The sequence below is a fragment of the Vibrio sp. V10_P2A27P122 genome, assembly GCF_963874335.1.
Taxonomy (GTDB): Bacteria; Pseudomonadota; Gammaproteobacteria; order Enterobacterales; family Vibrionaceae; genus Vibrio; species Vibrio anguillarum.
Genome location: NZ_CAWNHY010000287.1, coordinates 1 through 15695, shown reverse-complemented (window position 1 = coordinate 15695; position 15695 = coordinate 1). Strand labels below are relative to the sequence as shown.

Below are 15695 nucleotides of genomic sequence, written 5' to 3'. Positions count from 1 at the left end.
ACAATATTCCCACAAAAATCTTACTCAAGGATTCAGAATGAGTTCATACCGCTATTTAGAATTAATAAAAAAATCAACTGAAAATGAATTAAAACGATATATTAGAATCATTGAATCAGAATCCGGATATAGCTATGTAATTACTAATTTTAATAATCACAATAAAGCTAACCTTGAATTAACATTGAAGGAATTGATTAGTAAAAAATTAAAAATAGCTAGAGAAAGCTTAGATAATGGAAACTTAACCGAGATAGAAGAATATGAACTAGGCGATTGTATTGACGATCTTTTTGATCAATCAAGAGGAATCCAATATGAATTTAGCAATCACATCGGATGGCTCAATAACGAGCCAAGAGCCCTTTATTTTTTTGTTGTTATCGTTCAGGCCATAGTTAACACAGGCAACATAGAGCTTAGCTACCCTGCAACTACATTTTCTTTCGAAGCCAAATCAAAAAGTCTTTCAGGGGAAAAATACTTACCTCGATACACCGACTACCTAAAGCCTCTAGCAGATTTCTGCCCAAACAAGACTGGTTCAACCTACGACAATCTTGTTAGTGCACTAGAAGTGATAATCACCTCAAGCTTACCAAAGGAACAGCGAAGCACATACCGCTTACTTAAGAAGGTAGAAAGCTTATATACAACCGTTTTCATTAAAAGAAATGCAGATAGAAAAGCATTTAAAACAGATGATGCTGAGTTAATCAATTGGTACTACCTATCTTTAACAAGACAATACCCATACACAGGGTTATCCATAACAGAGGATATCGATAAGCAGAAGCAAACTATTATGTGTATTTTTGATGTACTTTGTGCGACGACCGAAGCAAACACGTTTACAAAGTTAGAAGACAGATTGGTCGAGAAATTCAATAGAAGAAAAAGAGATAAAGCAAATGGTAAAGTATCAAAGACGACTAAAGAAGAAAAAACACTGACATTCAGCGAATCAGATTGGGCCAAGCTTATCGAGATTGCAGGAGATAGTGCAAAGAACGGGATTAAGGCCAAGCTTAAGGAATTGATAGACAAGGAACTAGCAAATCAAAAGGATGCTAAAGAAGGCAATGTAGGTCAAGATTCCAACGGCAATCTTCAAGCAACTCAAACTCACCAAGAACAGCAAGAACAGCAAGAACAGCAAGAACAGCAAGAACAGCAAGATGATCGTTCAAGTCGTTTTTTACCTAAAGAAAGCAAATATGTTCATCTTTTGTAGTCAATGAAGCGGCAGAACAACATAGTTACGCTTTCATCCAAAACAGTGGAGCGATTAGGTTCAGGCTAATTGCAATGTGATCTAGCCAAGATTTTTCGTAAATCACTCTGATTTTGAAAGAATGATGCTATTGGTTTCGCTATGATGTACCACCAAATGTACCAATGAATAAAATACAAACCAGAAATCACATTATTTAACAATAAGTTAAAACATTAAATTGAGTCTGGGAGGGCCACCACTTTCTCTCCGATAACATCCGTCAAAACCTACAAAGCCAATTAAATCAATACGTACCAAATTATTCAGCATTCATAGTCTCTTGTGACATCAATGATTTAATGTACCATCGAATGTACTAACGGCTAAATATCGACTGTTCTGGTGGTACATCATGGCGAAATGAATACCCCTTAGCTAACACTCAAGCCAAACAAACTAAAGAATCTAGAGTCCATCCTACCCAACATGGGGTGAGCGCCTCTAGGATTATTGGCTTGTGACTAAATCGAATAATCGAAAACGATGATCTCTTCGAGCAAAGGACGAAAGGCATCCTTTAGCACGTTATGCTCTGGATGAGGTAGGTAATTTTGGCGTGCTTGCTCATCGGTAAATGTCATTAAAACGCTGTGAGTATAACCTTGGTTTTTACCTTCAGGGCTGTCGTTCACGCCCCACTCAACAGCAGCGACCCCCTCAATTTTCTCTGGCATGGCTTCAAACAGCGACTTGAGCTGTTGGATGTCGGCAGGCTGAGCTTGTGGTTTAAATTTGATTAATAAGATATGGCGGATCATTGTTCGCTCCGTTTCTGTCCGTAGAATTTCTTTTCATAAAGAGGAATAACGCTGGCTCACTGGTGCTAAAGGTGCTGCGCTTAACACAATAAAGCGGCACTCAAGGTTTGAAGCGCCGCTTTATTGATTAAATGGGCTACAACCTTAACCAATATTGACCGATGAACCACCAATAATTACGCCACCGCAGTCAACGGCATCGCCGACTCGCGCGGCGGGCTTGCCATCAATCATAACGCTACCCGAGCCGCCTTTAATTGCACGTGGGTGACTTGGGTTTTTCGGCTTATCATGAGGCTCTAGCGGGTCGCCCTGCCTTGCCACTGCTTTGCCATCAATTTTTACCGTCGGTGACCCAGCGGTGATCGGCGTAGGAGGAAAACCATCATGATCGGATCCGATATCTCCTACTAATGCACCATTTGCCATTGATTTGCTCCTTATCAGATTCGTTGATTAAGCTTGTTGCGATGTTATTGAGTAGGTTGATTAAAATCCATAATGCCACCACCCGCTTCATAGTGTTTTTCTATCGCTGTGCGTTGCCTCAATAATTCCTCACTCGGTTTAGCCCATTCACTTTCAGGAATAGGCTTAGACCACTCATCAATCTCTTTTGGCAAGTCAACTTTTGCAAGATTATCCGTCCACTCAGATACCCAATAAGGCAACTTCCATCCACTCAGAATATGAAATAAGTAATAAAAAAACATCGAGGCGTAAGACACCCAAGGCGCGTTAGAATTAAGAATAAACCAACACTTGGGGCCTTTTTGAAATCTATCACACATCTCGCGACGGCTCTTGTCAAAATAGGCACGATCCTCTTTGATAAAGGGACTTGGCTCTGGGCGTCGAGTGAGTGGCTCATCCATATACATACGCATCGTCTCCCACATACGCTGTCCATCAGTTACAGAGGCTATCGGGCGTCGCAGTGTCCAGTAATCCTTACCATCTGGCGTAGGAATAGCAAGACCAAAAGTGAAATGCGTCACCATACTGTTACCAGTGGTGCCTCTATTCAACGCCACCCAACATACCACCTCTTCCCATGGGGCAATAATCGGTTTTTCCTCTTTATCAGAGTAATAGCAAATCTCGCGGCGTTGTCGATTTAGCCGAATTGGGCGCTGACGGGCAAATTCAAAAGAGGTCTGGATAATTGAGCTCCAACCTGCGACGATTCCAAGCGCAAAACCAATTGTAATTGGCATCCAATCCTCAATCGATATTTGGATAAATGCTGTTAAAAAAGAGCCATAAGCATCGAGATCTCGGTATGCGAGCAATATACTGATCAGTAATATCACTATGACACCGAATCCTATGATGGTGTTTACCATTTGCACTTGCCAGACTTTACCCTGATTGCGTTGCCCAATATCCATATAGATATCATTAATTTCCAGAATCTCGGGTGACTGAACTATTGTCTCCTGGGCAATTCTGGCCGAAGGCAACGGTTTGGGTGAAAAAAACACCGCCTCTCCGGTTAAAAATTTGCGCGTATAACCAGCCTTGGGCTCAAACTCTTTGAGATCAATATCTTGACTCTTCTTTTTCCAAAACATAATTACGTCACTTTCCAATAAATTTGCTGGGTAGTTAACGGGGCAAGATGTCCAGCAGTGATATTTCTCGCTTTAAACAGCGCAACTTCACTAAGTGGGCCAACACGGGTAAAACTTTCTGCTTGAAAACGCAGAATATCTTTCTCTGACGTATCTGGCATCGGGAAATAGTGCAACTCAATGGCAATCCCGTGCTCGGCATTGATTTCAGAACTATACAAAGGTAGTGCTATCACTAACGGCTCGTGAGCCTCACTTAAACATACCCATTGTTGTTCTAGCTCTTGGGTCCATGGCTGCCAGTTGTTATCACGTAAGCTAGTTTTCCAATAGGCCGACAATATCACACCTACATCATCCAATGTTTCGAGACTAATGCCAGGAAAGCTCAATATCAAAGCTTTACCCTGCTCAAACTCACGGATTTCGACACTCGGCTTAGCTGAAATTCTTGCTAGCTGAAGGTTACTCTGTTCAAGAGAACTTGACGAGGGCGACTTACCCCACTGGCTGTTTGCAAACCAAGTGAGGTATTGAGAAAGATTAGTGCGGTTATACCACACCGTCGCCCCTAACTGTATGGCAGAAAGAGCAATACCAATCAATGTTAAACGAATGCTTAGTGAAAGCAAATTAGCGCCATTTCTTGCCCAGATACCAGCGCGAACAGCTTTATCTGCTTTAAAAACTGTATAAACAACCTTTCCGCTCTCTTTCAGGCCAACATAATTAACACGAACCAATGCTCCTTCTGCAACTAAACTGATTGCCGCTTTATTGTCACCTTGTATGAATGCATCATAAGCAGAAGCAACTTTTAGAGTTGAACTAATTATGCCAAAAAAGTAAGCAGAACCTCCAAGATATGTCGTCCATTTTCCAAGGTTGGCACCATAAACAAGTTGACTCACTTTACTGCTGACCAACTTGATGGCAGCCATATCTGTTGCAGCCCGTACCCCCTGCGCAAAACCTAAAATACCACTCAAGGCACCAGTCACCTCGGCTCGAAATGTTCTATTATCTTTACTCAATGCTTTATAAGCATTACTGATGGAAAAACAGACCAGTATAAAAGACAGCACATCCCACTTTCCAGCCTTGATACGCACTGAATATTTACCCAAATTGACGCTTCTAGTTTTCAACTGGTGCAGATCAGATGCCATCTGCTTCATATCTGCGTGTGTTTCTGGAGACAACCCTTTGATGTAATAGCCAACTTTGGCAGGGCTATCCCCAAGAGGTGAAAGGGCTTCTGCGAGTTTATTTTCCATCATAAGCAGATTTGACTGATTGCGTTTCAAATCCTGACGCATCTTAGATATCGAAGCAGACTGATTAATTGATTTTCCTTGCTTACGTAAGTTCACCAGTTCTTGCCGGAGCCTATTTTTTAAGCTGATATTTTCTTCACGCACATTTACAACTTGATTACGCAGCATATCAAAAGTTTCAAATTCTGCTTTATTGGCCAACCCAACGGAAACTCCATTAACCTGATAAGCTTTAAGCATATTCAACCAAGCACTTCCAGAAAGATCTCGAAAAACCCTCTTAGGATCAAACTGTTTATTTGCATTAGCATCTTCCAGAAATTCCGACGTCGCTTTAGCGAGTACTAACGTATTCGCCTGGGCATAACTGGCGTCGATCAAAGAATCAAAAGCTCGCATGCCTTCATCCAGTGAAATCAACCGACTGCCCCAGTCTTGACCTATAAATTCTTGAGCCAGTAAGCCGTTTAGCTCTAAGCCTATGGTGTTGATAGCTGTAAGATCATCTTCAGCTGCAACCAACTTTTGCAGCTCGCTGATTTTCTTTTGTATTTCCTGGGTAATTTTGTCGAAATTTTCGGCAGGTAAGGTAAACAGACCACGGTAGGCAATCCAAGGCATTTTATCCAACTGGTCAGCGACGAGCTGACTGGATGTCTCACTCCAGCAAATATCCTGAATGCAGGCGTATTCGGCTGCGAGCAAATTTTGCAGGCTCTCAACGTTTGTAGCATCAAAATACCAAGCCGCTGGATAAAAACGACTAAATAATGCCACTCTGTCTTCGGTGATTTTTTCTAGTAACACTTGCCAGTGAGCCAGTTTTTCTCGTTCTTGTTTTAGAAACGCTTTCATCTCATCTTCATTGATAAGATCCAAAATACCAAGCGTACCCGCATTAGAATCCCAAAACTTGAAACTATTTATACCATGCATTTGACGTTGGTATTGATCTTCAATATCACCGATTAATTCTTGATATTTCTTCCAAAGATCTGCACCAAGAGCATCTTTTAGCTGATTCCTTTTTATCGCATTGAGTCGAGCATGGTTACTACCACGTTCTTCTTGAAATTCAAGCCACTCAACGACTGCTTGCTTTTGACTGTTATTGAGCTCGTTTATGAAGGTAGTGTCACCAATCGCAACAGCGAGTTGGTCAACTTTATCTGGAGAAAGAGTGATTTGCGATTCAATATAACATCCTTCGACAAACTGCTGATATCGTTTCTCATCAGACGTCCAATCTTCTAGTGATGTTGCGACCAGTGCTTGATATGAAGCTAAGTCTCTGAGGATACCAATATCATCATTAAGGATAAGGTAAAAATGGCCGTTTCTATATTGGCGTAGAACTTTGGCACTTAACTCAGTGAAGTCGATTTGACGGTAAAGTGGTTTATGCTCCCATTGATAAGTTTGGTAACTCAATAATGACGTCTGTGAAACTACTTTTTCCGCACATTCAGCAATCAGTGAAGATGCTTGTTTGGGCGTCAACAAATTTTCTCCACCAGTCAGCGGGTTTGCCTGCGATAAGCTCACTCGCTGCATAAAGCGTTTTCTATCTTTATCATTCTTAATGACTTGTGAACATTTTCTCGCTGTCCATTGAACTTCCGAGTAGCACGCATAAAGGATATCGGTCTTTTTGAACACAAGATTAGCATCACCAACAGTCGTTGTTCTGGCATCTTTATCAACGTCACTGTCTTGCCATAACAAAGTAGTAATCTGTCCACCTTCGGTGCGATACTCATGAAGTAGCCACGCTTCCTCTTGTTTAATCAACATATATAACCAACCATCACGAAGTAGGCGAACTCCGATAGGTTTTGACTTAGTTTCGAAAGGAGGCGAAGCAACACCTTTAACAGAAAGAGTTTCTACTAGCCCATATCTAACTGGAATAAGTTGAATTTTATCAATGGTTAATGGACAAACAGCAACGGGGCTTTGGGCATCTTTAGTATCACCACACATGGCGGTTTGAAGAGGTGAGCTCACGGTCTTTGCTCCTGAATAAATTGATGAGCGTATTGCTCTGCGAGTAAGGCAGCATGCTCGATACGCTGCGAAGGTGTCTGCTGCGATGTTTGGTGTATAAGCTGATAAATGTCGGGATAAATTGGAGACGCAATGGCCTCAATACCAAGAAACCCAATTACATTAAAAAATAACAACAAGTCTCGTTCAGAACTAAAACCCATTTGATATGCATTTTGCGCTTGTTGGTTAAGCCACTCCTCTATATCTGCATATTGTGAAATTGTTTCGGGAAACCATTTACACATGTGATCTACAATATTTTCCAGTGTATTACGCCAAGAAATCTGCCCCATCATCTGCCACTGTTCATCAGACAATTTGTACATTCCTTCTGAAATAGTGGGTATAGAATCTGGTTTGCTTAATAGCTCCCAGCCACTTTTAGTAGGGAGCCAAGCTTGTTCCATCACTTGCCATAACCGAGCAACTCGAGTTTGCAGCAAGACATAAGCACATTCACTATTGGCCATTTTCAAAAATACCGATGTACCATAGGGTGAAAGTACTTTAATCAGACATCTTATGCTCTCTGCGACATCATCCAGTGGTAATGAAGATGAGAAAAAATAACCGACTCGGGTGTTATTCAAATCGAAAAACCATTGCTTTACGGGGTCAGTTGCTTGCACTAAATACGGGGATACCTCGATCAATTGGTTGTATGGTTCATAGAGATAAATTGGCTCTAAATTTAACTCTCCACTCAAGCTATACAACTGTTTGGCAATGTGTTCAACCTGGGCTCCATCAACCAATAGATACAACGTTTTATTCGGTGCAATAGCGGTATCAGGTAAAACCGTAATCATCTCCATCTGCATCACAAACTTTTTGCCTCTTCACACACTTCACACACAGGTGCAGGACCTTTGAGTGCTTCAATTTGTCGCGCCTTAAGTAAAGGTGACATGGATTGCTGAGTGGGAGTTACTGCTGCTAGCTCAATCTCTTGCGGCGTTTTGGCTTCATCAACCCCTTGTGGCAACGCCGCTACAACACCGCCATAACCCGAGCCGCTGCCTGCGCTGCCGCCGGAGTTAAGGTTGATCGCAGGCCCGACTAGGTGCACACCGCCGCCATCCACTTTAATAAAACTACCCGCGGCTTTGATGGTGATTTCATTACCCGCATCTAATACCAACTTATTGCCTGCTTTAAGGTGCACTTCATTACCTGAGTCAAAAATCGTTTTCCCACCGATTTTTTGGTGCAGTGAACCACCCACTTCAAGGCTACGATCTAACGCTATTTTCTGACGGCTTTCGCCCTCGACCGTTAGGTGTTGGTTATTTTTAATGTGGCTGAACTGGTCGTTATCCACTGTCAGGTGTTTATCGTGTTTGATGTGTGTGGTGGCATCATTAAGCACTAGTGCTTCATAGTCTTTTTGCGCGTGTAGGTAGATTTTCTCTTGCCCTGCTTGGTCTTCAAAACTCAGCTCATTAAAGCCTTCACCTTGATGCGTTTCACTGCGCAGTACGGTTTTAGTTTTGTTATCTGGCAGTGTGTAGGGCGCTTTATTGGTGGCGTGATAAGCGCGGCCCGTGACGATGGGTTGATCCGGATCGCCATTTAAAAAATCGACTATCACTTCATGGCCAATTCTTGGGATAGCCATCATGCCATATTGGCTGCCTGCCCAACCTTGCGACACCCTCACCCAACATGAACTGTGTTCATCGCCGTTAGAATATCTGTCCCATGGGAAATGCAGTTTAACGCGGCCATACTCATCGCAGAAGATCTCTTCGCCATCGGGGCCAACCACATGGGCGATGCATGGGCCATCCACTTGCGGCTTGGTGTGCGGTGTTGCACGCCACGTTACATCGGCCGGGATCAAGGTAAATTGATTACTGTAGGTTGTTGCACCGCTACCGCCAGATTCTTCTAATGCTTGCGGCTGCTGGCCTTGATGGTTTACTTGCACCACAACCCAATCTCGGTTCACGCTGTCGTCTAAATGTTCGGCCAAATCAAACAGGGTTCCGGCTTGCAAACGCGCTTCATTGCTTTGGCCTTGTGCGGTACTCGCCTGCCTTCTTAGATACTCTAAACGAATTTGGTTAAACGCTTTACCGCTCTCATCGTCTTTAAATCGGCCCGGGAAATCAAAATGTTCATAGTGGGTCTGCTGGTAATCCATCGCGGTGCCGAGTGCACTTTGCTTAAAACCGTAAGTCGGTTTTTTAAAGCTGTAATCCGCCAATTGGCTTTCCGCCACTTGCGATTGCGTATGGCTGATTAAGTTGGAAATGTAAGGTGTATCAGCGATACCACCGGACAGCACATTGTAAGGGATCGGCGTATCGAGCTTCGTTAAGCTTTGACTGTCGTCACTGAAAATGAGGGTGTGTTTACCTTCTTCATGCAGGAGGTGATAGACCAAGCCCTCTTCGGCAGCTAAGCGGTGTAAAAAGTGGATATCGGTTTCACGGTACTGTACGCAGAATTCGCGCTGAAGACATTCTCGTTTAAGTGCGAAGGCATAGTCGTCAATGCCCATCTCTTGCAGCACAATGGAAAGAATTTCAGGTACGGTTTTAAGCTGGAAGATGCGGCTATTTTGGCGCAGCGACAAGCGCTCTAATGCAGGCACTAAAGTGAGTGAGTAAAAGGTGTGATGATGACCAATATCGCCTTTACTAAACTGGCGCACGATGCCATGCACGCGCTGCACCACACCGCCATTACGAAAAACCGTTAGCTGAGCCGTTTTGTCGACGACATCGATTGCACTCAAAGTTGATTGACGGCTTGCGAGCTCAATGTGGTAACGAAACCCATAACAAGGCTCGCCATTAGCCAGCACACTCTCCGATAAGGATTCTTGTCCGTGGTATTCTCGCACTACAAATGCATCGTCGGCGAGCCCGTCAACCTTTAACGTAAAATTCAGCGTGGCCATCTTCCATCCTCTTTACACTAGAAACAGCAAAGCCTTAAGCAAGTCACACTCATTGAATGCACTTTGCTTAAGGCTAAAAAAGGTGGCTGGCCGGATTGGCTTTGCTTACGCAACATCAGCCAGCCACCCAAATCAAAGCTTACGCTTCTACTGGTTTGCGCCAGTCATCTGAACCTGAAGTACCCGCGTTCACGTGATCCCACAGGATTTTACGGTAAGACATAGAAACCGTAACGTTTTGCGTAAAGTCGCCGTTCGCAGGATCTTGGCAGTGTGGCATTTCGCAGTGAATATCGACGATAGACGCACTTTCAAGTTTAGTGGTGAAGAAGTTCTCTTGTTTACCTTCGATAGACGTGCGGTACCATTTTAGCTCAACCGATTTCATCTTCTCGCCAGACGCCAACGCGTTATAAAGAAGAGGAACCGCTTTATTTAGCGCAACGGTGAATTTGAATGGTTTATGAACACGTTGACCAGAAGGCTGACCTGATTGTGGGTCAGTCGGTACTGTCACAACGTGGTCAAACATTTGAACCAACATTTGATCTTCATGACCTTCAACGAAAGCATCGCCGATAGAGTCAGTAGAAAGAGCGCCAGCAGTGATGAGACCCTGAGTTTCGCCTTCGATAGAGATATAACATGGAGTTGGCATGACTTAATCCTTATTCAGTAAGAAAAAGCGATGGAAATTGCATCGCGTTATGTAATGTTTCTTAAAGCAAAGGGGATGCCAAAACAAAAATAGTTAAATTTCAATCAATTAGATTATAAGCTTTCATTTTCGAGCAAGAACTTGCTCGTCCGGGTAGAAACTTGCTCGTATCAAGCAATTTTTCGCTGCGATTTCGCAATACGTCACTCTGTATCGCTTTTCCTAATCTAGCCACAATCTGCGGTAGATAACCTTAGCCACCTCAACTAGAATGCGGATTGAACACATTTTTACTTTGGTTGTATGCTCAAACTATCCAACACTATTGAACTGGCAGACTGGGAAATCGAACTTACTGCGATTCGTGCAGCCGGAAATGGCGGGCAAAACGTCAATAAAGTCTCCAGTGCGATCCACTTACGTTTTGACATCAGACGCTCAACGTTACCGGACATCTACAAACAAAAATTACTCGAAAGACCAGATTCCAGAATGACCAAAGAGGGCGTTATTGTCCTCAAAGCGCAATCTCACCGCACCCAAGAGCTGAATAAAGAAGATGCACTCAAACGTCTCAAAGAGATTATTCTTTCTGCGATGGTGATAGAAAAACCGCGCCGGGCAACCAAACCGACAAAAAGTTCTCAACGTCGGCGAGTTGACGAGAAAAAACGGATAGCGGCCAATAAATCATTGCGCGGTAAAGTCTCTTTTTAAATGAATGGATTGGCAGCAAGGCAAAACAAAGAAGAAAAGAAATAAGCAACCTCGCGCTAAAAATAGCAACGGGAGCACGAAGCTCCCGTTTATTCCAGATCAGCAAAACAAAGGTTCAATTGACATTTTTATATTTTGTACCGCCCTTATAAGCTAGCACCAAATAAGCAGCACCAAAACAAAACCAGTTCATTTTGTGAGCAGAAAATGATTTATTGTTGCTAAAAAATCATTGTTGCATCAAAGATTCTAGTTCATCTCCAATTTGAGACGGATTTCATTAAACTGTAAAAAAAGAGCAATCAATTACTCACTTAAGCGCAGCCAGATTGTCATCTTCCCTCTTTAGCATAAGCACAAAGCATAAAATGCGAGGTTGCTATGCTCACGATAAGCCCTTTTAAATTACCGAGAAAAACGCCGTTTGGACTAGGTGAACACTTCACTGAGTGGGCTACAGGCCTAACTCGTTTAGATAAGTTTTATGCACAACGCCCACCCCATTGTGATACCGCAACATTTTTGCGTTTTACGTTAGAGGTATTGGGTATTGACTATCAAGTGGTGAAAGGATCATTAGCTCAAGTGCCCACTCAAGGCGCGACAGTCGTTGTTGCAAATCACCCACTTGGTTGTGTGGAAGGCGTGATTCTGGCTGAGATGCTGCTTTCAATTCGCTCTGACGTGCAGATATTGGCCAATCACTATTTAAAAACCGTACCAGAGTTAGATTCGCTGTTCATTGGTGTGGATGTTTTTGAAGACAAAGCCGCGCAAAAAGCGAATATGCAAGCCTTGAGAGCCGCCAATAAACACCTTGCTCAAGGAGGGCTGCTATTGATGTTTCCTGCGGGCGAAGTGTCACAACTGGTTGATAGTAAAACGCAGAAACTGGAAGACAAACAGTGGAGCCGTTCAGTCAGCCGACTGATACAAAAGCATCAAGCGACGGCGTTACCAGTGTTCATCAACGGGAAAAATTCGAAACGCTTTTACATGGCTGGAAAAATCCACCCGCTACTAAGAACGTTAATGTTGGGCCGTGAACTGCTCAATAAACAGCATCAACGTATCGAAATCGCCATTGGCGATGCGATCAATCATAAAGAAATCCAACATCTGTGTGATGAGACGCTGGTCAGCTATTTAAGGCTCAACACCTACCTTTTAAGTCACATCAGCCCAACCAAGCGCAATAAAACCAATGATGAGCCGTTACAACCCATTGCGCAGCGGCTCCCCCTAAGCGCTTTGTTACACGATATTGAGCAGCTTTCTTTTTCTGATCATCTATTAAGGCATAACGAATTCGATGTGTATTGTACCAGCGCAGAAAACATTCCCTCGTTACTGCACGAAATAGGACGAGTGCGAGAGCACAATTTCAGGCTGGTAGGTGAAGGCACTGGCACCGAGCTCGATATCGATCAATACGATCGCAACTACCTGCATCTATTCATTTGGGATCGCGAAGCGCAGAAATTGGTCGGAGCTTACCGTTTAGGCTTAGTCGACCGTATTGTGCCGATAAGCGGTATTGCAGGTTTGTACTCACGAACGCTGTTTCAGTATGACCACCGCTTTCTCAATACCATAGGTAATGCAATTGAAATGGGGCGTTCAGTCGTCGACATCGAGTATCAAAAAAGTATGGCTCCGCTATTGCTGCTTTGGAAGGGAATCGCAACCTATGTGCACCGAAACCCGCACTATACGCACCTATTTGGACCCGTAAGTATCAGCAATGATTACAGTGAAAGTGCGCGCCGTTTATTAGCCGACACAATGACGCAGCACTACTACAATAACCAACACGCCCATTTGGTAGAGGCAAGTAACCCACTCCCCAAGCAACAAGCCCCTTGGAATGCCAGTTTGCTGAGTGCATTGGCTGATTTACAGCTGCTTTCAAAAGTGATTGCTCGGTTGGATGAAGGGAAGAGCGTACCAGTGCTACTGCGTCAATACCTCGGTTTAAATGGCAAGTTAGTCAGTTTTAACGTAGACCCTGATTTTAATGATTCGTTAGATGGCTTGATTGTGGTCGATTTACGCAACGTTCCGGTGCGCAGCTTAAGCCGCTACATGGGCACCAAAGAAGCATACGAATACCTCACCCATCACGCGCCTAACCCTTGAAAAGGTTGAGCCGCTTTATTGACAAACTCTTCGGGTAAAAAAAGCGCCAGTCATTACTCTGGCGCATAAAAATTAAAACGTTAAACCCTAAATGCTAAGGATTTGAGACGCAGGATACGTAGAGAATGGCGGTTGGAGAGCCGGAGACGGGAATACCATCGCTAAGGAGCAGCGTGTCATGGTTAGCAGGATTAGAAAGATCAGTTGTCTTCGACCAGTACCAGTAGTCGGTCGGCCAACTGCGCGCGTTAAACATGTTACCGAATCCAACGTACAGTTCGTTAAGCAACTCATCACTTTCTGCTAAGCGCCAGTTAGTTCGCCCTCCGAGATTCTGAGCATTGTAGATCTCACACAGTGCGTTTGCATTATCCCATTTGAATCGGTAGAAATCACCTATTGGACCATCAATTCCGGTTTCAGTAGTGACATCATTTGCTATTGTACTTCCACCAATACTATTTAAGTAAGCCACTGATGGTGAGTTGGTAAATAATGTCCCGCTACCTATATCGAAGATATCAATACATACACCAGCTAAGTCAGCACACACATTCACATTCACTTGGTTACTGGCAATGCCATCTTTGGTAACTGCCATCGTCGTAGAACCCACGCCAACACCAGTGATCAAACCTGTTGACGTCACTGTTGCTGTATTGGCATCGGCTGGCGTCCACATCACTGAGTTGGTGACAGAAGATGAAGTACCATCACTGTACGTCGCAATGGCCGTTAACTGCTGAGTCTGACCTTTCGCAATATTGACCTGTGAAGGGGTCACGGTAATCTCAGTGATCTCCGCTGAGCTCACATTGACCGTCACCTCGTTACTAGTCACACCGGCCTTTGTGGCGGTAAGGGTTGTACTGTTCTCCTCAACCCCAGAGAGCAGCCCCTCCGTCGTCACCGTTGCCGTAACAGTATCTGTTGGCGTCCACGTAACAGAATTCGTCACATCAGATGAAGTGCCATCACTATACGTCGCCATTGCAGTCAACTGCTGAGTTTGACCTTGCGCGACCTGCACTGGCGAAGGCGTCACGGTAATCTCGGCGATCTCCGCTGAGCTCACGTTAACCATCACATCGTTACTGGCAATGTTGCCACTAGAGGCATGCACGGTCACCACACTAGGCGCATTACCAGTAATGATGCCCGGTGCATCAAAAAGAACCACATCCAAGTCGCTTGCATGCCAATCAACCGCATTTGAATCCGTTAATATGCGAGACGAGCCATCAGAGTAGTGACCAACGACCTCGAAAGGCTGCTTGTCACCTACCGCAAGCGTCAGTTGACTCACTCCTCGCGTTGTTAATGGTGACGCTGTAATATCTATGCGTTCTAATTTCACTGTTGGTTCAGAAGACACATCGTCTGAATTACAGCCTGTCAACAGCATCAATAGAGGTAATACTATTAGCGCAAATAAACCTTTAAAAAATTTAGTCATAATACGACCTACTCTTGAAGTTGAAGCTGAAAGTTGGGGATGGTAATTTCAATTCTGAAATTTTGAGATCCTCCTTCGGCAGTTTGGTCATCTGCAGCCTGCCTTCTGCGCCACAAGTTGAGCGCATTAGGTGCACCTAATGCGCTGATTAAAATTAAATATTTTTTCATTTTCATTAAGATAGATTAATCGAATTAAAATTAAGGGAGATAAGACGAGGGGATAATACGATTATTTTATTATCTATGGTTGTAAGATTATTCCGAAAGCACAAACATCATTAGCTCGGAAGTGCGGTATTGTTGAGCAAATCATTGAACAATCAGCCACTCCCCACAGATTGAGCGGTTTAACGACTAGCCCCCAAGACGGCATCCTCAAGGTCGGCATTTTATTCATCGCCTTAACTTCCGGCCAAGGCTTCACTAAGCTAGGGATTGTAATCTCTCAAGCTCAATTTCGGTCTTATCAGTTGCTTATATACAGGGTATTGGCGGTGGGGTTATCTATATGGATGAGTGGTAACTGTAACGTGGCTTCCTCAGCCTTAATCGCTCTCTAATGCTCTACGCTTAGTCTGTTATATGCCAATTCTAACTGGGGTTGAAAGTGTTGATTGCCGGCGGAGGGTACACCAATCAGGGCGAGAAAATACTGTTCTAATTAATGAGGTTGGTCACATCAATATGCACCTCAAGAGGCGCGTTTCCATTTCACTAGCTGTCGATTACAGTCGAATAATGATTCAACCTCTTTAAGCAGTAAAGTAAATAAACAGACTTTACTGTAACTGATCAAACATTAGTGTCTTCCAACAATAATGTTTGATCAGAATATAGAGTTTTAAAGATGATTAACCATTATTTAAAATACTTGATTACAT

11 protein-coding genes are annotated in these 15695 nt (G+C 43.6%); 3 read left to right on the top strand and 8 right to left on the bottom strand.

All coding sequences use genetic code 11. The features are described 5' to 3' along the window. Window positions 1-1234 (top strand): hypothetical protein (locus AACQ17_RS15575; protein WP_240507670.1); only part of this gene is annotated, 1234 nt, incomplete at its 5' end. 503 nt (window positions 1235-1737) lie between these two features. Here AACQ17_RS15575 and AACQ17_RS15570 read toward each other — a convergent pair. The 7 genes from AACQ17_RS15570 to AACQ17_RS15540 form a co-directional block, all read right to left on the bottom strand. Then, window positions 1738-2034: a Dabb family protein gene (locus AACQ17_RS15570; protein WP_094167617.1), complete on the bottom strand. Its 297-nt coding sequence runs from the start codon at window positions 2032-2034 to the stop codon at window positions 1738-1740. A gap of 144 nt (window positions 2035-2178) precedes the next feature. Further along, on the bottom strand, window positions 2179-2463 hold the full coding sequence (locus AACQ17_RS15565; protein WP_010318209.1) for a type VI secretion system PAAR protein: 285 nt from the start codon (window positions 2461-2463) through the stop codon (window positions 2179-2181). 44 nt (window positions 2464-2507) lie between these two features. Then, window positions 2508-3608: a DUF6708 domain-containing protein gene (locus tag AACQ17_RS15560; RefSeq protein WP_094167615.1), complete on the bottom strand. Its 1101-nt coding sequence runs from the start codon at window positions 3606-3608 to the stop codon at window positions 2508-2510. 2 nt (window positions 3609-3610) lie between these two features. Then, window positions 3611-6892: a toxin VasX gene (locus AACQ17_RS15555; protein WP_240507669.1), complete on the bottom strand. Its 3282-nt coding sequence runs from the start codon at window positions 6890-6892 to the stop codon at window positions 3611-3613. Beyond that, a complete protein-coding gene (locus AACQ17_RS15550) occupies window positions 6889-7755 on the bottom strand; it encodes a DUF4123 domain-containing protein (protein WP_094147704.1) in 867 nt (288 codons plus the stop codon). The genes AACQ17_RS15555 and AACQ17_RS15550 overlap by 4 nt, the downstream gene beginning before the upstream one ends. Beyond that, entirely contained in the window at window positions 7755-9842 is a 2088-nt protein-coding gene (locus tag AACQ17_RS15545; RefSeq protein WP_094147703.1) for a type VI secretion system Vgr family protein, read from the bottom strand. Before AACQ17_RS15545 ends, AACQ17_RS15550 begins: the two co-directional genes overlap by 1 nt. Before the next feature lie 139 nt (window positions 9843-9981). Beyond that, window positions 9982-10500, bottom strand: a complete 519-nt coding sequence (locus AACQ17_RS15540; protein ID WP_013857791.1) for an Hcp family type VI secretion system effector — start codon at window positions 10498-10500, stop codon at window positions 9982-9984. 303 nt (window positions 10501-10803) lie between these two features. On the opposite strand from AACQ17_RS15540, the gene arfB reads away from it, so the two are divergent. Then, entirely contained in the window at window positions 10804-11217 is a 414-nt protein-coding gene (gene arfB / locus AACQ17_RS15535; protein ID WP_017043428.1) for an alternative ribosome rescue aminoacyl-tRNA hydrolase ArfB, read from the top strand. Between the two features lie 381 nt (window positions 11218-11598). Then, window positions 11599-13356, top strand: a complete 1758-nt coding sequence (locus AACQ17_RS15530) for a lysophospholipid acyltransferase family protein (protein ID WP_094147170.1) — start codon at window positions 11599-11601, stop codon at window positions 13354-13356. Window positions 13357-13450: 94 nt separating this feature from the next. Here AACQ17_RS15530 and AACQ17_RS15525 read toward each other — a convergent pair whose 3' ends face one another. Beyond that, entirely contained in the window at window positions 13451-14812 is a 1362-nt protein-coding gene (locus AACQ17_RS15525; protein WP_094147169.1) for an Ig-like domain-containing protein, read from the bottom strand. Window positions 14813-15695 lie beyond the last annotated feature (883 nt).

Excerpts from the sequence above, each read along its gene's own strand:
- AACQ17_RS15570 (WP_094167617.1), bottom strand. The coding sequence starts at position 2,034 with ATGATCCGCCATATCTTATTAATCAAATTTAAACCACAAGCTCAGCCT.
- AACQ17_RS15565 (WP_010318209.1), bottom strand. The coding sequence starts at position 2,463 with ATGGCAAATGGTGCATTAGTAGGAGATATCGGATCCGATCATGATGGT.
- AACQ17_RS15560 (WP_094167615.1), bottom strand. The coding sequence starts at position 3,608 with ATGTTTTGGAAAAAGAAGAGTCAAGATATTGATCTCAAAGAGTTTGAG.
- AACQ17_RS15550 (WP_094147704.1), bottom strand. The coding sequence starts at position 7,755 with ATGCAGATGGAGATGATTACGGTTTTACCTGATACCGCTATTGCACCG.
- AACQ17_RS15545 (WP_094147703.1), bottom strand. The coding sequence starts at position 9,842 with ATGGCCACGCTGAATTTTACGTTAAAGGTTGACGGGCTCGCCGACGAT.
- AACQ17_RS15540 (WP_013857791.1), bottom strand. The coding sequence starts at position 10,500 with ATGCCAACTCCATGTTATATCTCTATCGAAGGCGAAACTCAGGGTCTC.
- arfB (WP_017043428.1), top strand. The coding sequence starts at position 10,804 with ATGCTCAAACTATCCAACACTATTGAACTGGCAGACTGGGAAATCGAA.
- AACQ17_RS15530 (WP_094147170.1), top strand. The coding sequence starts at position 11,599 with ATGCTCACGATAAGCCCTTTTAAATTACCGAGAAAAACGCCGTTTGGA.
- AACQ17_RS15525 (WP_094147169.1), bottom strand. The coding sequence starts at position 14,812 with ATGACTAAATTTTTTAAAGGTTTATTTGCGCTAATAGTATTACCTCTA.